Source organism: Mucilaginibacter gracilis, assembly GCF_003633615.1.
Lineage (GTDB): Bacteria > Bacteroidota > Bacteroidia > Sphingobacteriales > Sphingobacteriaceae > Mucilaginibacter > Mucilaginibacter gracilis.
Genome location: NZ_RBKU01000001.1, coordinates 4,020,900 through 4,038,886, shown reverse-complemented (window position 1 = coordinate 4,038,886; position 17,987 = coordinate 4,020,900). Strand labels below are relative to the sequence as shown.

The following is a 17,987-nucleotide window of genomic DNA, read 5'->3' as shown; positions in this document are numbered from 1 at the left end:
AATTTGTGTGATAAGTGTCATGCAGATAGTTTTTGCGGTAAAACTTAAATGTTACCTATTAAACCTTATTTTTGCTATTCAATATTTACCTGTTACCCCGCATCCCGGGGCAACGCAACACTATAATTATTTATGACAGTAGGGCTGTTCATTCCTTGTTATGTAGATCAGTTTTATCCTGGTGCAGCTATAGCCACCTTGCAATTGCTTGAAAAATTAGGGGTTAACGTAGTTTATCCGGCAAACCAAACCTGTTGCGGGCAACCAATGGCCAATTCGGGCTTTGAGCATTTAACCGGGGGCTGTAACGAGTTGTTTATCAAAAATTTTGCCGAGTTTGATTATATCGTGGCTCCATCCGGAAGTTGTGTGCTGCACATTAAACATCATATCCATGATGAAAAACAGCCCGAAAAGGCTGCAAGCGTGAGCCATAAAATTTACGAGCTTACTTCGTTTTTAACGGATGTTTTAAAAGTAACTTCGTTACCTGCTAAGTTTCCGCATAAGGTGGGTATGCACCAAAGTTGCCACGGGCAGCGCGGGTTGCACCTATCGCAAATGACGGAGCTTGTTGCACCTTACTACTCCAAACCGGGCAGTTTGCTCAACATGGTTGAAGGCATTGAACTGATAGAACTGAACCGCGCCGACGAATGCTGTGGTTTTGGCGGCACGTTTTGCGTTGCCGAGGAAGCGGTATCGGTTAAAATGGGGAAAGACCGCGTGGCAGACCACTTAAAACATGGTGCCGAATACATTACCGGGGTTGATATGAGTTGCCTTATGCACATGGAAGGCATTTTAAACAGACAGGGCAGCAAAGTGAAGATATTGCACATTGCGGAGATACTGAACGGAGGCCCCCTAAACCCCTGAAGGGGGAAACAAATGGATTTACTGAAGGGAAGTACCATTAAGTTAGAGAAATTAATAATGAACACGGAACATCCAATGCTGAATGATGAAGTACGATTGTAGTGTTACAAAATTGAATTAAGATGAGCCAAAATATAACTACCCATACCGATAAAAAGCTCCCCCTTCAGGGGGCGGGGGGGGCTGACCATGCGGCCTTAGCTGATATTTTTAATAAGGACGAAGACCGCGTTAACTGGCACGACGAAACTTTGTGGTGGATAAGGGCGAAGCGCGATCTGTCGGTTCATAAAATTCCGGAATGGGAGGCTTTGCGCGATACGGCATCGGCAATAAAAAACAATGTATTATCAAACCTCAACAGCTATTTACAGCAGTTTGAGGCCAATGCGCAAGCTAATGGCATTGTTATACACTGGGCCGCTGATGGGGCAGAACATAACGCCATAGTGCATTCGCTTATTAAAAAGCACAATGTTACGCGCATGGTTAAAAGTAAATCCATGCTTACGGAGGAGTTACATCTTAACGAATACCTTGCCGAAAACGGTATTGATGTGATAGACTCGGACCTGGGCGAACGTATTGTGCAATTAGCTAAGGAACCGCCCAGCCACATTGTTTTACCTTGCATCCACAAAAAGAAAGAGGAAATTGGCGAACTTTTCCACCAGTTTTTAGGCACACCGGCAGGTAACGCCGATCCGCAATTTTTAACCGAAACTGCGCGCCATCATCTGCGCGAAACATTTTTATCCCGTAAGGTTGCCTTAACCGGCGTAAACTTTGCCATTGCCGAAACCGGCGAATTTGTGGTTTGCACCAACGAGGGCAATGCTGATATGGGCGCACACCTGAGTGATATACACATTGCCAGCATGGGGATAGAAAAAATTATCCCCGAGAGGAAGCATTTGGGCGTATTTTTGCGCTTATTAACACGCAGCGCAACCGGGCAACCCATAACAACCTATTCCAGCCATTTTAGTAAACCACGGGACGGGCAGGAAATGCATATTATTATTGTTGACAACGGCCGCACGGTACAGTTAGGCCGGGAAGATTTTCGTAATTCGTTAAAATGTATTCGTTGTGGTGCTTGTATGAATACCTGCCCGGTTTACAGGCGCAGTGGTGGGCATAGCTATCACAATGCCATATCGGGCCCTATAGGTGCTATATTGGCGCCAAACCTGGATATGGAAAAGTATGCCGACCTACCCTTTGCATCAACACTTTGCGGATCGTGCTCAAACGTGTGCCCGGTAAAAATTGACATTCACGACCAATTGTACAAATGGCGACAGGTGATAGTGCAAAACGGTTACGCGCCAACTGCAAAAAAACTGAGTATGCAGGCTATGGCAACAACACTGGCTTCGCCTTTTGCGTACCACATGGCCGGTAAAGCGGGCCGCCTGGTAATGAAGTATGCGCCTTTTGCTTTAAACAACAAACTTAACCCCTGGTACAAACAACGCGATATGCCTAAACCTCCCGATGAATCGTTTGGCGAATGGTATAAGAAGAACAGGAAAGCCCCCTAACCCCCTAAAGGGGGAAAAAAGTTGACGACTCGTATAATAGAAACATTGCTTTAACTATGAACCAAGAAATTCAAAACCCTGCCAATCAAAAGCTCCCCCTTCAGGGGGCTGGGGGGGCTCGCGAAAAAATATTAGCAGCGGTGCTGCAAAACCAGCCTGCTTTGCAGAATTTGCCCGATATTACCTTTGTGAAGGGAGATGTTGAAGGCGCGCAGGAGCGGTATATCACTACGCTTACCACCATTGGCGGCAAGGTTTTTAAGGTAAATAGCTTTGACGAGATTAAGGCTTTGATACCTACACATTTTGATGCCAGTAAACGCGTAGTAAGTACCCTACCCCAATTGAGCGATATTGCCGAACTGAACCAGGGCGAGCCGATAGACCCGCATAGTTTGGAGGATATTGAGTTGAGCATTATCAGGGCTCATTTTGGTATTGCAGAAAATGGCTCCGTTTGGGTTACCGAAGATTTGATGGGCCAACGGGTGCTGCCCTTTATTTGTCAGCATTTGGCGGTTGTTATTGATGCCGAAAACATTGTACCTACTATGCACGAGGCTTACCAGCGTATAGGTTTAATTAAATATGGTTTCGGCACCTTTATTGCTGGTCCTTCTAAAACAGCAGATATTGAGCAATCGTTAGTGTTGGGTGCGCATGGCCCCCGCAGCATGACGGTGTTTTTACTAGGATAAAATGGATACAGCAAATAACCAGGGCTATGTGAATGCCATAACGCTCGAAAACGGGATAACTACTATTTCGTTTTTTCATCCGGCGCAAAACTCGCTGCCTGGTAATTTATTACTGCAATTGGCACAAAGCATTCAAAATGCAGGTAAAAACCCCTTAACTAAAGTTATTATATTAAAAAGCGACGGCAACCACGCCTTTTGTGCCGGAGCAAGCTTTAACGAGCTTTTGCAGATTACCAATAAACAGCAAGGGCTTGATTTTTTTGCTGGCTTTGCTAACGTAATTAATGCGTGCCGCACATCAACTAAAATAATTATTGGCCGCGTGCATGGTAACGCAGTAGGTGGCGGAGTAGGTATTGCAGCCGCTACCGACCATTGCCTGGCAACCAGCAACGCAGCAATTAAATTAACCGAATTAACCATTGGCATTGGCCCCTTTGTTATTGAACCCGCTGTAAAGCGCAAAATTGGTTTGAGCGCATTTACGCACATCACGCTAAACGCCGCCGATTTTTATAGTGCGCAATGGGCTAAAGAAAAAGGTTTGTTTGCGCAACTGTTTGATAACGAAGAGCAAATGGATAACGCCATTAATTTGCTAACTCAAAACATCATAACATGGAGCCCCGATGCTGTTTCGGCATTTAAAAAAATGCTGTGGGAGGGCACAGAAAATTGGGAAACCTTACTTACAGAACGCGCGGCTATTAGCGGCGAACTTATACTTTCGGCATTTGCTCAAAATGCTATCAGCAAATTTAAAGCTCACAAATAGTTTATTTTATAGGCCAGAGTGCCGGTAATTATGCTCGGTTTACTCAATCCCAAATCAAAAAACCCAATCTTAATAATTTCATATCGGCAAACGCAACTTTGTTTAAGCCGCTTTCGTAATAGATAACAAAAGCGAAACATTAAGTCATTTATCCCATGAATTACTTAACTTACATTAGCACTTCGGTTAAACTATTTTCGGACAGTGATTTGAAAGAGATGCTGGAGCAGAGCCTGATTAATAACACGCAAGCCGGTATAACGGGCCTTTTATTGTACAATAAAGGCACCTTTTTCCAGGTGCTTGAAGGTGAGGCCGAGCAAATAAAAGCGACATTTGAAAAAATAAAAGCCGACCCGTGCCACCACAACATTATAAAAATGAAGGAAGGTAAATTAGCCAAAAGAAATTTTAGCGACTGGCGCATGGGTTTTACAACACCCACGGCTTACAACTTAACTAACGCGGCTGGATTTGTAAACACTGCCAAAGGCGACTTTATTTATCAATATCAAGCTAAACACCCGGCAATTGATTTGCTAAAATCATTTGTGATGGCTAACAATTTTGCCTACTGAAGATTAATCCCGAAGACCGATAAAATTTGAGTTAATAAATCTGTTGCTTAGCTAATATTTTAGTGTATGCCGTTGGCATGAGATAAACCTTTGCGGATACCAACCAATTTTAATGCCATCTTAATTTATTTATTGCCGCCGCTTTATTAAAAACAATTGCAGGTTTTCTATATTTAGCGAAACATTTTAATAAAGGCAAGCTTCACTTCATGGCAAAAAAAATAAACAAACTCAAGATACGAACTTCTAAGAAGTATGGCAATATTGGCGACAGCCCCGGTATGATTCATATTGATGCCGATGCTAAGAAGCCTTTGCTCACGCTATACTCGTACAATAGCGAAGAAGTGCAGGAGTGCGACGGACGCGACTTTGAAACCATTTTAAAACAGCTTGACCATTGCCACACGCATACCCATTGGCTACAGGTAAACGGCCTGGGCGAACAGCGCCTGATAGAACAGGTGGGCGAACATTTTAATATTAACCGCCTTGTACTTGAGGATATTGTAAACACGCACCAACGCCCCAAGTTTGACGATTATGATACTTACTTTTTTGCTACCAGCCGCATAATTACTTACAACGACGATGAATTGAGCAATTGCCAAATATCATTCATTGTAAAAGACAACCTCATTATAAGCTTTCAGGAAGATTATACCGATAATTTTGCGATGATTGTAAAGCGGCTGATTAGCGGCAAAGGGCTTATACGCACTGCAGGCCCGGCTTACTTGTGCTATGCCATGATGGATACCATTTTTGACATGTATTTTAGCCTGCTCAGTAATTTAGGCGATAGGCTTGACGATGTTGAGGACCGGCTGTATGATAATCCGGACCGATCAATCATGTACGATTCGCAAAAAATTAAGCGTACCATGATTATGCTGCGCCGAGCCATTTGGCCAGAGCGCGACAAGGTTAATGAAATGATACGCGACGATATATCGCTGATAAGCGCCGACGTTAAAGTTTTTTTACGCGATGCCTACGACCATTGTATCCAGATTATTGATATGATTGAAAGTTACCAGGAAATTACATCGAGCATTATTGATGTGTATTTATCCATTATCAGTAACCGGATGAACGAGATTATGAAGGTGCTAACACTTATTTCGGTAATATTTATGCCCATAACCTTTATAGTAGGTGTATTTGGGATGAATTTTGCCCGGCAAGACCCGCTTACCAACAAAGCACTGCCCGATAATATGCCCGAGCTTTACAGTCCGCATGGTTATACCTATTGCCTGGTAGCCATGTTTGTTATTACTATAGGCCAGGTACTATTTTTTTGGAAAAAAGGCTGGTTCAGTCGCTTTTAATTGTAGCGGGGCATCAATAATTTACCACTTAGGTAAGGATACCGTTGGTTTATAATACTTTACTATTTTCTCGAACAAAATTTCGGGCACAAATGGTTTTGTTAAATAGTCGTCCATACCATGTTGTTCGGCTTTTAAGCGTGTCTCTGGCATTGCATCGGCACTTAGTGCAATAATGGGCAAGTCGGGCTGCGTTTGCTTTATAATTGCTGCAGCCTCAAAGCCGTCCATTACCGGCATTTGCAAATCCATAATAATAATATCATAATTATGCTGCATTGCCTTTTCAACGGCAATTTGCCCGTTAATTGCCTGGTCTACATTGGCATGCCAGTTTTTAAGAAATTTATTGGCTATCAGTAAATTCATTTTATTATCATCTACCAATAAAATTTTCATGCCTGTTATATTAGTTTCGGTAGGCTTAGAACCTTCTATCGTTCGCTGATCTGTTTCAAACACGTTTGCTTTTTCAAACACAATAGCAAAACTAAACTCGGTTCCTTTACCCACCTGGCTAACCAGGTTGATAGTGCTGTTATGAAGTTCAACTAGCCGCTTTGTAATTGCTAAGCCTAAACCAGTACCTCCATAGTCGCTCTGCGTTGAGCTGTATTCCTGTGTAAAGGGGTCAAATATTTTATCAATATTTTGGGGCGCTATGCCAATGCCCGTATCTTTTATTGAAAAGTTTATAACTACGCTATTAGTTTTTTGTTGCTTTACACTTAATGTTATTGTTACACTACCCTTTGGAGTAAATTTAACGGCATTACCTATTAAATTATTTAGTATTTGCCCTAACCGAAGTTGATCGCCAATTAGATTTTGGGGTATATTTTCGTCAATATCCAAAACCAGTAAAGACTCCGAATCGTCGGCCTTGGTTTTAAACGATTGCAAGATATTTTGCACCATTTTTTGTATGTTAAATGGTGTTTTATAGAGTTCCAGCTTACCTGCCTCAATTTTGTTATAATCCAAAATGTCGTTAATTAATTGGAGCAGGGTATTACTTGAGTAGCGCAGCGTGTGCAGATATTCTATTTGGCGCGGTGCCGGGTTGTCTTGCAATAGTAAATTGGTTGTGCCTATTACCGAATTCATGGGCGTGCGTATTTCGTGGCTCATGATAGATAAAAACTCCGATTTAAATCGCGACGATTTTTCGGCATTTTCTTTAGCTATAATAAGTGCTTCGCGTGCTTTTTTAATATCGGTAATATCCTCGCCTATGCTTGTGGTTTGCTCAATTTTGCCAAACTCATCATAAGTAACTGTGTTTTTCCAGTTGATCATGCGCTGTTTACCATTGCGGCAAATTATAGGGCTGGTATGCTGTGAGTAAAAACTATTGCTATTAAGCCAGGCCCTAAATTGGTCTTTCAAATGCTCGGCAACAAAAGTATCTATCCAATTCATACCCAGCAGGTCGGCTTTGTCATAGCCGGCAATATCTGCCAGGTATTTGTTACAAAAAACAATATCGCCTTTTTTGTTTAGCGTAACAGCAGCCATGTTAATGGTTTCGAGTACGTTTTTATACTTGTTTTCGGCGCGCTCAAAATCAAAATCAACTTTTTTCCGGTCGCTTTGGTCCTGTAATGTGCCGGCAATGCTTTTTATACCATGTTCGTTAATAAGCGTTTTGCCAATAATCAAACTCAGATATTTTAGGTTACCTGCAGCGGTAATAATGCGGTACTCAAAAAACTCCTTGTCAATTTTTAAATAGTTTTTAAATATCAGTGCAATATTCGGCCTGTCGTCGGGATGAATAAACGATAAAAATAGTTGAATATGATCTTCATGTTTAACTACTTCTCTATCCAATTCGTATATCTTATATACCTCATCGCTCCATGTGAGGTTATTTAACGAAATATCCCATTTCCAACCTCCTATTTTGGCAGTGGCTTGAATTTCAGCCAGTTCGGCTTGTTTCTTCTTAATGGTTAGTATGTCTGTTTTAGTATCGGTAATATCCTGAATAATGCCGACAACTTTAATGAGTTTACCGTTTTCGTCTTGCACGGGATAGCCGCTTACAACTTTTAAATATTTGAGGTTGCCTTTAGGTGTTGTGAGCCGGTGTTCAAATTCAATTAAAGGTTTATCGGCCAGTGTAGTAAAAAAGTGTTGGGCACCGTCTCTATCTTCAGGATGTATCAAACTGATGTAATAGTTTAATTTGCTGCGTTCGGGTGGTATTTCTGAAATTTCGAGGATAGAGAAAAGATTGTTTGACCATGAAATATCGCGCCCGGTAATATCCGTCCACCAGCTTCCCATTTTGGCAACAACTTGTTCATTATAAAGTACCAGGTCGCTCTCTTTCAATGCGTTAAATACCTTTTTAACTTCGGTAATATCGGTTAGCGTTAGGGTTAAACTTCCGGTAAACCGCAACTCATCATTAAACAAAGGGTTAACAACGGCTCTATACCAAACACGGTTACCAAATAGCGACTGAAACTCAAAAACCGATGGTTTAAGTGTTTTTAACGCCATTTTAATTTGACCGGGCAAGGCATCGATATATAAATGGGTAATTGATTTGCCGGTCATGGCTTCAACTTTAGGAGCCAAATCATCATCGGCGGGGCACCAGGCATTAACGCATATTTTATACTGGTTAAACTCAAAAACCAGGTTTAAATTACTTGAAGCTAAACTTTGTAGTTTTGAACTATTTTGTTCGAGCAAACTGCTTGTTTTTGTTAATAAAGCATCCTTTTCATTCACCTGCTCCCTGGTGGCTAAATATTTAACAATAAAGGCGCGCCTGTACAAAAACATCATGCAACCTAAACCCGAAAATAAAGCTACCGTTAATAGCTTTACCGGTATATCATCAACAGGGTTTGTGGTTAAGCGCGATGCCACGGCAAAAGCAACAAAATTTATAAGTATAAATAAGGCAAGTTCCTCAATTTTGGTGCAGGTATAGGTAATAACAACTAACCCGATTAACGAACCCAAAAAGTATTCGCCTGTATAATTGTTAACACCAAGTAAATAACAATTGTTAACCGCTAAAAAAACAACCACCGCAAAGTAGCCGCCTATTTTAAAAACCGAAGCCTGGCCAGAAAATGAAAGAAGAAAGGTTATTAAAAAACAAAAACTGCAAATTATCCTTATAGCTACAGGATCAAACGATAGCGAGGCATAACTTAAAAAAAGGAAATGCAGTAACAGATTTAAAAGGCCGATAGCAATAAAAATAAACCGATAAAGGTTTTTATCGACATCACTTTTTAATAGTCTCTGTAAATTCAAAAACATACTCTAAAACTCAAAAACATACAAAGTGGAACTATTGACGTTAAATATTGGTTATAATTGTTTATTAACAAAGCGAAAATAAAAATTTACATTACCCGGCAATTCATATCCATAAAAGTACGCAGATTTATTTACATTTGCCAATAACAACCAATTTTCTATGTCAGAATTAATACAGTTAAAAATCGAGGATAAAACGTACGACCTTCCAGTTATTAAGGGTACAGAAGATGAAAAAGGTATTGATATTTCTAAACTTCGTGACCTTACAGGGTATGTAACTTTAGATATTGGATATAAAAATACCGGTGCAACCAAAAGTGCCATCACTTTTTTAGACGGTGAAGTTGGTATATTAAAATACCGCGGCTACCCTATTGAGCAACTGGCTCAAAAATCGTCGTTTTTAGAAGTTGCCTATTTGCTGATATATGGTGAATTGCCAACTGCCGAGCAAATTAAAAACTTTCAAACCCAAATTAATCACCACACGCTGGTGCATGAGGATATGAAGAAATTTTTTGACGGCTATCCGTCAAATTCTCATCCTATGGGCCAGTTAACCGGTTTAATCAGTTCGTTATCGGCATTTTATCCAGAATCATTAAACTCTAACCAAACTGCCGAAGAGATAAACCTTACTATTGTTAAACTGCTTGCTAAAATGACTACGATAGTATCGTGGATATACAAAAAATCATTAGGGCATCCGGTTATCTATCCGCAAAACAGGTTTGACTATGTAACCAACTTTTTATACATGACGTTTGGCCAGCGCACCGAGGAGGTTGTTATTGACCCGGTTGTTGTTGAGGCCATGAATGTACTGCTTATTTTACACGGCGACCATGAGCAAAACTGCTCTACATCAACTGTACGTATAGTAGGCTCGTCCGAAGCTAATTTATATTCATCTGTTACGGCTGGTATTTGTGCCCTTTGGGGCCCGCTGCATGGCGGTGCTAACCAGGCCGTTATAGAAATGCTTGAAAAAATTAAGGCCGATGGCGGCGATACCGAAAAATGGATAAACAAAGCTAAAGATAAGAACGATCCTTTCCGCCTGATGGGATTTGGACACCGCGTTTACAAAAACTTTGACCCACGCGCCAAAATTATTAAGAAGGCCTGCGACGATATTTTGGAGAAATTAGGTATTGACGATGAAGTGTTAAGCATTGCTAAACAACTTGAAGAAGTAGCCCTAAAAGACCCTTACTTTATTGAACGCAAACTATACCCTAACGTTGATTTTTACTCGGGTATTATTTACCGCGCCCTTGGCTTCCCTACCGAAATGTTTACCGTGCTGTTTGCATTGGGCCGTTTACCGGGATGGATTGCACAATGGAAAGAAATGAAAGAAAATAAAGAGCCTATTGGCCGCCCACGTCAAATTTACGTAGGCGCTGTTGACAGGGATTATGTTGATATTGACAAGAGATAAGCTATTTTAGCTAACAAACAAAAACGGCTCCCAAATTGGGAGCCGTTTTTGTTTGTGTTATGTTTTGATAAATATTGCTCAGCGATCAGATTTTTTCGAGTAGTATTTTTTGATCGTTAAATGCAGAGGCAGTTGCTATCAGCTCTTTTACCAATGGCCAATCGGCAGCTTTTTCAAAGTTATTAGTGTATGAGCGGCTTAAAGTAATAGTTAGCATATTGCCCTTAACAGATGCCACGGATGTAAACGAACCCGTTTTATTTGCTTTTTTCTGGTTCATTTCTTCAACACCCTTGGCGCTGAATCCTGCGGGAATTTCTATTGTTATGTTATATTTAAAGGTGCGTGCCGATGGCATATAAACATCAATGCTGCGCACTTTATCTTTCTCGGTAAGGGTTAAAAAGCTTCCGGTTAATTTACCGGCATCGATAATATAATTGCTGCCAGCCTTTTTAACCAGGTTATCCAACACAAACGATGCGCTGAATTGAAACACAGGATTGTCGTTTTCCAAAGCGGGGTTAACAATTTTGTAATTGCTCAATTGTTGTGGTTCCTGGTCAAATTGCTCTTTTATTTCGTTGCTGAAATTTTTGCTCATTTCCTCGCGCTCTTTATTGAATGAGAAGGCATAATCTTCTTTCATCTTTTTTGTATCCCTATCGCGCGATAAGCGTTTGGCAAGCGGCTCGCCGTTAACCATCGTCATAAAACTGTTATCAACATCCTGTACCGGGATCAACTTGCGTTGGGCATCGTGCCTTAAGCTTCCGGCTTGTTTTACGGTACGGTTTATTTTTAACTTTTGCATGTTGGTTGGTAACAGGCTTACCTGCAAAGTCTCTTCCATATAGTTTTTATGGCTGGCGGTAACGGGCAAAACAATATCACTATAGGTGGCGGAGTAATTGGAACTACTGCGGCGTTTAACGTGCATTTCTACGGCCTTTTCGCCCTGAAATTGTGCAGGAATCTCGTTAAAATGCGTTGTCACATCGTCAAATGCCATGTACGTTGGGGTATCGCCGTTTATACGTATCATGGCACTAAAATCGCTCATGTTATATACGTTTTCCAGGGTATTGCTATTGCGCGATGATACCAGTATCACATCGTGCGAAATTTTCATATCCGTGAGTATCATGCTCATATTTAGTGCGGCATAGCGGCTGTTGGCCCGTCGATAATTCAAATCGCGAACGCTTTCCAACTCGTTGCCCTGGTAGCTACAAAAAGTTAGATATTTCCATTCGTCGTATAAAATTTTCATTACGCTATCCTGCGGGGCATTTTTTAAGGCCTTGCCACTTTTAAAATATTCTTTTAATTTTTTCTCTGCCTCATCAAAACCGGGATACTCTTTAAACGATGCGATGTAGAGCGATTCGTTACCGTCGAGCATTGACGGTCCGCTGCTTATTTTTTTATCGCCGGCACCGTAAATATCCATAGTGCCCGTGTACGAACTTCCTATTTCGATGTAAGGATACTGCCGCAGCGGAACCATCCACAACTGGCTTTGGTACTTGGCCATATTTTTAACGGTAAGGCTTAACAGCAGATCGCCGTCGGCATTACGTGTTACGGTAAAATGCGGCGCACCGTTTGCATAAATGTACCTTACGTTTACCTTTTTATTGAACTGAAAATCAATATTGTAATATAAAACGGGATACTCGTCGGCCAGTATAAATATATCGTCGTTATCTTTATAAGTATTGCCTTCGTTGGTTTCGTTGGTACTCATGTTACATACGTAATAATCCAATATGTCGCCAACCTGTAAACCCGGAATAGCCAGTTTGCCCTTTTGATCTTTAGTTTCGTTTTTGGTTAATACCTCTTCACTTGTATTTACAATGATCTCTTTACCATCGGGCTTAACAATTTTTGCCCCTATATAAGTATTATGCGAGTTTTTGAATGATGTAATGAGAAGGGAAACTGATTTGTCGAGCTTTTTTTGATATTCAAGCGTCGAATAATTTTCCAGGGCTACCTTATCGTTTATTTTAACACGCTCGTGCATGGTGTTAATTTTGGTGGTGCGCGTGGTTACAGTTGCGGTAATAATTAAATATTTAAACTTGCCAGCAGATGAGCGTTGCGAACTGTATGAACGAGCCATTACTACCGCGCTCTCGTTAGTGAGGTTTGCCGGAATTGTTGTTGACTTAAATTCGGGAACGGTAGTGCCCCATATCTCTTTTTGCAATTGGGCCGCCTTTTCTGAATAAGGCATTTTATCCTGAGCAAAAAGGCTTAGAGAAGTTAATAAAGCTAATGAGAAAAGTAAACTTAGTTTCATTGGTTGATAGGTTTTAGTACTACAGATTCGTTATAGGTTTTGGCGAGTTGTTCAATATCCTTGTTCCATTGCTCAAACTTTGTAGCTGCAAGATGTGTGTTTTTAATGAGGATAGATTTTTTGTAATTCAACTTACCCGTTTGAGCGGTGTATTGGATATGGAACTCGTAATCGGCATTCACAATATCTAAATTTGGCGGAATGCTTGAAGCTTTATAATCTACAGGGATAGTTAGTTCCGTTTGCTTTACAATGTTCATGCGGTGGTAAAACCAATAGTCATGCTTTCTTTCGGCGGTTTTAATGGCGGAGGTTAAAAATTCTTTTTTAAGATCGAGATCAACATAATAAGCTTTGCTGAAAGATGATACCGCATTTTTATGGTCTACGTTGTAAGCAACGGTTAATTCCTTATCGGGATCATCCATGTTCTGCATCTTTAAATCGTGGATGCCATAATTGGTATTTTCGTCTGATAAAAAACGGATCATGGCATCATCCGTTTTTTCCTTTTTGATGCTGTTTAATCCGCTAATTACCATTTCCCTGTCCTCCCCTTTCCATAAATGGTCTACATTGCCTGTTAGGCTGTTACCCGTAATAGTGAGCTTGCTGTTTTCAAAATCGTAGTTTTGAGTTGATGTTGCAACCGGTATGCGGTTTAAAAGGTATTTATCTCCATCTTCCATTAAAACCTGCCTGCCTTGTATGCGTTCGGCGTATTCGTTAATGCCAAGGTATGTTTCTGTGGCGTCCAGGTAAATGGTTTTGCCCTGGTAATTTAAACCGCATATCATGTGGTTATCAACCGCCATTGATGGGGTTTGATAATCATAAGCAATATGGTCGGTACCTAACCAGCATAAACGGGCATCATAGCCTAAGGCTACGAGCAGGGCTTTTGTTAAATTAGCCATGCCTTTACAATCGCCATATTTTTTGCGTAAAACCTCGTCGGCTTTTTCGGGTTTAAAGCCTGCCATACCGTCCTCAAAAGCAATGTAACGAATGTTATTTTGCACGTAGTAAAAAACTGCCTTAATTTTATCCATGCCGGTTGCCAAGCCGGCGGTTATTTCTTTGGCTTTAGCAGCTAGAATATCTTTATCGTTCACAACACCTTTTACAAGTTCGCGATACCAGCCGTACTGATCGGCCAGGGTATTGAAATAGGTAAAGCTATGGCCGCCTGCGGTTGCCTGTTTACATAACACCATTAAATGCGGGTAAATGTAGGTTGGCCCCGGGCTATTGCTTTCCCTATACATAGCGGGCAGGTTTTGAGCTGTATAAGTAATAATGTCGGCATCGGCCCCGCTATCATACACGGAAGTTTTTTTGATGTTAAAACCCCCGAAATTCATTTCTTTGAGCTCAACTTTCATCCATCGGGGAATTTTGAGCACAACATCCTTAGTGGTAACGGCCAGGTTTTCCGGAAAAAATATTGATGTAAAATACCGGGGATCTGTTATGGTTTCATTAAAGGTAACATTGGCCGTGCTGCCCTTTTTGTTTAAAAATAACGGAAAGTAGCAAATCCGTTCGTCGGAATAAAACACATCGCTTACAGAATAGTATGAATCGAGCGGTTTAAAATCTTTGGGGGTATGGTTATCTACCTTGCAATCAATGTCGTCAATTTTAACCTTATTATTATAAGTTTCACTTATAGGCAAATTAACCTGGTAGTTATTGCTAACATAGTTTGTGGTGGATATTTGTTTAATTTCAACTCTGTCTTCCTTGTGATTATAAACAAACTGGAAACTACTCTTTGCTGATGATATGAACGCCGAAGAATCGGGCGGGGCAGCATAAGCGCAAACAACCGAGAATAACAAAACAACACATAAATATAAACGCCTGTCCATAGTGAGATTTGAGTAACGCTCTAATATATCGTATTATTTTTAAAATGATAACCCGGCTGTTATAAATTGTAAAACATTGCTACAGTTATTTCAATTGAGAATAATTAGAACTACAGTTTGTTAACTAATTAAACCGCCATCAACTTCAACCATCTCGCCCTCCCATTTGCTAACTACGGCTGTTGCCATTGCATTGCCTAACACGTTGGTGGCCGATCGGCCCATATCTAACAACGGGTCAATACCGATGAGCAGTGCAAGGCCTGCTTCGGGTATATTGAATGTGGCTATGGTACCTGCTATTACAACCAGCGATGCGCGGGGTACACCGGCAACACCTTTACTGGTTAACATTAAAATGAGCAGCATGGTAAACTGTTGCGCGGTTGAAAGGTGGATGCCATAAGCCTGAGCGATAAAAAGCGAGGCAAACGTCATATACATCATGGAGCCATCTAAATTAAAAGAATAGCCTAAGGGTAATACAAAGCTTACTATTTTATCTTTACAGCCAAAACGTTCCAGTTCTATGAGTACCCGCGGGTAGGCGGCCTCGCTGGTTGAGGTGCCGAAGGCTATGAGCATGGCATCTTTAATGCGGTTAACTAAGGTAAACACCCGGTTTTTTAGTACGAAGTATCCCGCAAGGATAATGATGAGCCACAACAACAAAAGTCCCGAATAAAACTCGCCGATAAAAATGGCATAGGTTGACAGGATACCTAAGCCCTGTTTGGCTACAATAGCTGTAATGGCACCAAATACGGCCAGTGGCGCCAGTTTCATTACGTAGCCGGTAATTTTCATAATAACGTGCGCAATGGCATCCATAGCTTTAATAACTACTTTGCCTTGTTCGCCTACGGCTGCGGTGGCTACGCCAAAAAATATGGCGAATACAACAATCTGCAATATCTCGTTATTAGCCATTGATTCGATAAAGCTTTTGGGTACTACGTGGTTCACAAATTCCCGTAATGAAAGGGCCGATTTTTTAATATCGGTACCTAAATGACTATCAGGCAAAGGGATGTGCATGTGGCTGCCGGGCTGGTACAGGTTAACCAATACCATACCCAACAACAGCGAAATTAGTGTGGCACTGATAAACCACAGCATGGTTTTGCCGCCTATGCGGCCTACGGCATTAATATCGCCAACTTTGGCTACGCCTACCACCAACGTGGTAAACACCAGGGGCGCTACTATCATTTTAATGAGACGTAAAAATATGTCGCTTAAAATGCTGAAGCCTTCCAGTTTATCTTCGCGAATGGTGTCACTTTCTTTACGTGCTTTAACCTGTATGGCCCGTTGGGTTTTTAAAGCTTTGTAATTTGTGGTGGTAGTATCTTTTATTAAAACAATAGCGTTATCAAGCGTTTTAATAGTAGTTTCTGCATTACTAAGCCGGGTGTTATAGGGCTTTAATACGGTTACGTTATAAATATAACCGGCAATAACACCGGCAACAAGGGCTATAAAAATGAAAAGCGTAAGTTTGTTTTTGGCCATTTAGAAAATGTTAAGATTCTAAATCTACAACTAATTAATATTTTGTTGAAATTTAAAGCGCATAATGAGCATTAAACAATATAGCTTACTCGAAATAAAAAAAGAACTGCAACAGCTTAACGGCAAACAAGCTGCCGAACTGGTTTTGCGCATGGCCCGTTATAAAAAAGAAAATAAAGAGCTGCTTGCCTATTTACTTTTTGATGCCGATAATGAAATGGCTTTTGCGGATAGCTTTAAACAGGATGTGGGGTTAATGATGAGTCAGTTACCATCGTTAAGTTACCAGGCGGCCAAGGTTTTGCGAAAAACTTTAAAGCAAATAACTAAATATGCTAAGTTTACAGCATCTAAACAGGTGGAGGTTGAGTTGTTGATGAATTTTTGCCGAAACTATGTTGAATACGTTGACCGCCGTACATCGTACAAACCTTTACGGCTGATATTGACCAAGCAACTGGAAAAAATAAAAAAAGTGATTGCCAAACTACACGAGGATTTACAGTTTGATTATACCCGCGAATTTGACGAATTGCTGGATGACGCCGTTACGCGTTTGCCCTGGTTATATAAACATGATTTAATGTTGTAACATTTTTTTAGTCCGGTAGTCTAAACTTCAAAATCTATTAACAAAGTGCCGAACAAGGAAGCAGTTTTCAAGCAAATATTTGAAGCTAATTCGAAAAAGATATTCCATTTGTGCCTGGGGTATGCCGGCGACGATGATGCCGCCAACGATTTGCTGCAAGAAACTTTTTTAAAAGTTTGGCAAAACCTTGATAAATTTAGAAACCAGGCTATGATATCAACCTGGATATACCGCATTGCGGTTAATACCTGTTTAACCTACCTCCGGTCGGAAAAGCGGCAAGGTAAAGAGGAACTTACTCCCCTTATTGCCGATACACAAAAAGAAGAGTTTAGCGAAAAAAATGAGCAGGTTGCCCTGTTATATAAGTGTATATCCAAACTGGAAGAATCGGAAAGAATTATTATTACTATGGTGTTAGATGAGTTACCTTATCCGGAAATTGCCGATATATCGGGCATATCCGAAGGCAACCTGAGGGTTAAAATTTATCGTATTAAACAAAAGTTAACAGATTTATATAACCACTATGAAAGACTTTGAGCATTTAATGACGGTGTGGCAAGGCCAACCCGTTAAAGAGCAGCTTTCGGTGGATGAGGTGCTAAAGCAAGTGAAGAAAGGGATGGGGAGTTTGAGGTTTAAAACCTTACAGGGCATTATAGGCATCTCGGTTGCATTGGCGGTTACGGCTATAGCTTTGTTATTTGCCGTATTTACGTCGTGGGCAAGCTACATAGGGCTGATAACTCTCATCATCGGTATGAGCATTTACCTTTCGTTACAAATTGGCGATTACCGCACCATATCCAGCCACGACCCTACCATCGACCCGGTTAAATACCTGGATACACTTAAAATTTACCAAAAACGCAGGGCTTACCTGTACGATAAGTTTTATTACATATACGCCGTCATCATCACCATAGGCGTAGGCTTTTACGCCGTAGAGGTGCTTGAAGATAAACCGTTAATGGTAAAACTGGTGTACTACAGTTTAACAGCGGCTTTCATTATATTTTGCTCCCTGTTTTTAAAAGACAAGATCATCAAAAGTGAAAAAGAAAAGGTGAGCCTATTGATTGAGAAACTGGAACGGTTGCAGGAACAGTTTGAGGGTTAGTTATTAGTTATTGGGTTGATTGA

The 17,987-nt window shown here is 40.8% G+C and carries 14 protein-coding genes; 10 read left to right on the top strand and 4 right to left on the bottom strand.

What is annotated here, in order from left to right; genetic code table 11:
• Window positions 1–132: 132 nt before the first annotated feature.
• The 6 genes from BDD43_RS17925 to corA all read left to right on the top strand — a co-directional run bounded on the left by BDD43_RS17925 (window position 133) and on the right by corA (window position 5,814).
• On the top strand, window positions 133–879 hold the full coding sequence (locus tag BDD43_RS17925; RefSeq protein ID WP_121198965.1) for a (Fe-S)-binding protein: 747 nt from the start codon (window positions 133–135) through the stop codon (window positions 877–879).
• A gap of 122 nt (window positions 880–1,001) precedes the next feature.
• A complete protein-coding gene (locus tag BDD43_RS17920; protein WP_211339690.1) occupies window positions 1,002–2,426 on the top strand; it encodes a lactate utilization protein B in 1,425 nt (474 codons plus the stop codon).
• A gap of 56 nt (window positions 2,427–2,482) precedes the next feature.
• A complete protein-coding gene (locus BDD43_RS17915; RefSeq protein ID WP_121198964.1) occupies window positions 2,483–3,124 on the top strand; it encodes a LutC/YkgG family protein in 642 nt (213 codons plus the stop codon).
• Window position 3,125: 1 nt separating this feature from the next.
• Window positions 3,126–3,902 (top strand): enoyl-CoA hydratase/isomerase family protein, encoded by a 777-nt coding sequence (locus tag BDD43_RS17910; protein ID WP_121198963.1) that lies wholly within the window; start codon window positions 3,126–3,128, stop codon window positions 3,900–3,902.
• A 155-nt stretch (window positions 3,903–4,057) separates the two neighbouring features.
• Complete coding sequence (locus BDD43_RS17905) at window positions 4,058–4,480, top strand: BLUF domain-containing protein (protein WP_121198962.1); 423 nt, start codon at window positions 4,058–4,060, stop codon at window positions 4,478–4,480.
• Window positions 4,481–4,689: 209 nt separating this feature from the next.
• Window positions 4,690–5,814, top strand: coding sequence for a magnesium/cobalt transporter CorA (gene corA, locus BDD43_RS17900; protein ID WP_121198961.1), 1,125 nt, complete (start codon window positions 4,690–4,692; stop codon window positions 5,812–5,814).
• Between the two features lie 21 nt (window positions 5,815–5,835).
• Here the strand turns inward: corA and BDD43_RS17895 are convergent, their stop codons facing one another.
• Window positions 5,836–9,096 carry a PAS domain-containing hybrid sensor histidine kinase/response regulator gene (locus BDD43_RS17895; protein ID WP_162847109.1) on the bottom strand — a complete coding sequence of 1,087 codons (3,261 nt, stop codon included), beginning with the start codon at window positions 9,094–9,096 and terminating at the stop codon, window positions 5,836–5,838.
• 166 nt (window positions 9,097–9,262) lie between these two features.
• On the opposite strand from BDD43_RS17895, the gene BDD43_RS17890 reads away from it, so the two are divergent.
• Window positions 9,263–10,549: a citrate synthase gene (locus BDD43_RS17890; protein WP_121198959.1), complete on the top strand. Its 1,287-nt coding sequence runs from the start codon at window positions 9,263–9,265 to the stop codon at window positions 10,547–10,549.
• Window positions 10,550–10,634: 85 nt separating this feature from the next.
• Here the strand turns inward: BDD43_RS17890 and BDD43_RS17885 are convergent, their stop codons facing one another.
• The 3 genes from BDD43_RS17885 to BDD43_RS17875 form a co-directional block, all read right to left on the bottom strand.
• Complete coding sequence (locus BDD43_RS17885; protein WP_121198958.1) at window positions 10,635–12,860, bottom strand: DUF3857 domain-containing protein; 2,226 nt, start codon at window positions 12,858–12,860, stop codon at window positions 10,635–10,637.
• Window positions 12,857–14,734 carry a transglutaminase-like domain-containing protein gene (locus BDD43_RS17880; RefSeq protein ID WP_121198957.1) on the bottom strand — a complete coding sequence of 626 codons (1,878 nt, stop codon included), beginning with the start codon at window positions 14,732–14,734 and terminating at the stop codon, window positions 12,857–12,859. The genes BDD43_RS17885 and BDD43_RS17880 overlap by 4 nt, the downstream gene beginning before the upstream one ends.
• A 120-nt stretch (window positions 14,735–14,854) precedes the next feature.
• Window positions 14,855–16,249, bottom strand: a complete 1,395-nt coding sequence (locus tag BDD43_RS17875) for a dicarboxylate/amino acid:cation symporter (RefSeq protein WP_121198956.1) — start codon at window positions 16,247–16,249, stop codon at window positions 14,855–14,857.
• Between the two features lie 64 nt (window positions 16,250–16,313).
• Here BDD43_RS17875 and BDD43_RS17870 point away from each other — a divergent pair, with 64 nt between their 5' ends.
• Genes BDD43_RS17870 through BDD43_RS17860 form a run of 3 tightly spaced genes read left to right on the top strand, consistent with a single transcriptional unit; the run spans window position 16,314 to window position 17,964 of the window.
• Complete coding sequence (locus BDD43_RS17870) at window positions 16,314–16,841, top strand: hypothetical protein (RefSeq protein WP_121198955.1); 528 nt, start codon at window positions 16,314–16,316, stop codon at window positions 16,839–16,841.
• A gap of 45 nt (window positions 16,842–16,886) precedes the next feature.
• Window positions 16,887–17,384, top strand: coding sequence for an RNA polymerase sigma factor (locus BDD43_RS17865; RefSeq protein ID WP_121198954.1), 498 nt, complete (start codon window positions 16,887–16,889; stop codon window positions 17,382–17,384).
• The gene (locus BDD43_RS17860) at window positions 17,371–17,964 is read left to right on the top strand and encodes a hypothetical protein (RefSeq protein ID WP_121198953.1); all 594 of its coding nucleotides are present in this window, start codon (window positions 17,371–17,373) and stop codon (window positions 17,962–17,964) included. The genes BDD43_RS17865 and BDD43_RS17860 overlap by 14 nt, the downstream gene beginning before the upstream one ends.
• The last annotated feature ends 23 nt before the right edge of the window (window positions 17,965–17,987 follow it).

Excerpts from the sequence above, each read along its gene's own strand:
- BDD43_RS17875 (WP_121198956.1), bottom strand. The coding sequence starts at position 16,249 with ATGGCCAAAAACAAACTTACGCTTTTCATTTTTATAGCCCTTGTTGCC.
- BDD43_RS17880 (WP_121198957.1), bottom strand. The coding sequence starts at position 14,734 with ATGGACAGGCGTTTATATTTATGTGTTGTTTTGTTATTCTCGGTTGTT.
- BDD43_RS17890 (WP_121198959.1), top strand. The coding sequence starts at position 9,263 with ATGTCAGAATTAATACAGTTAAAAATCGAGGATAAAACGTACGACCTT.
- BDD43_RS17870 (WP_121198955.1), top strand. The coding sequence starts at position 16,314 with ATGAGCATTAAACAATATAGCTTACTCGAAATAAAAAAAGAACTGCAA.
- corA (WP_121198961.1), top strand. The coding sequence starts at position 4,690 with ATGGCAAAAAAAATAAACAAACTCAAGATACGAACTTCTAAGAAGTAT.
- BDD43_RS17860 (WP_121198953.1), top strand. The coding sequence starts at position 17,371 with ATGAAAGACTTTGAGCATTTAATGACGGTGTGGCAAGGCCAACCCGTT.
- BDD43_RS17925 (WP_121198965.1), top strand. The coding sequence starts at position 133 with ATGACAGTAGGGCTGTTCATTCCTTGTTATGTAGATCAGTTTTATCCT.
- BDD43_RS17915 (WP_121198964.1), top strand. The coding sequence starts at position 2,483 with ATGAACCAAGAAATTCAAAACCCTGCCAATCAAAAGCTCCCCCTTCAG.
- BDD43_RS17910 (WP_121198963.1), top strand. The coding sequence starts at position 3,126 with ATGGATACAGCAAATAACCAGGGCTATGTGAATGCCATAACGCTCGAA.
- BDD43_RS17885 (WP_121198958.1), bottom strand. The coding sequence starts at position 12,860 with ATGAAACTAAGTTTACTTTTCTCATTAGCTTTATTAACTTCTCTAAGC.
- BDD43_RS17905 (WP_121198962.1), top strand. The coding sequence starts at position 4,058 with ATGAATTACTTAACTTACATTAGCACTTCGGTTAAACTATTTTCGGAC.
- BDD43_RS17920 (WP_211339690.1), top strand. The coding sequence starts at position 1,002 with ATGAGCCAAAATATAACTACCCATACCGATAAAAAGCTCCCCCTTCAG.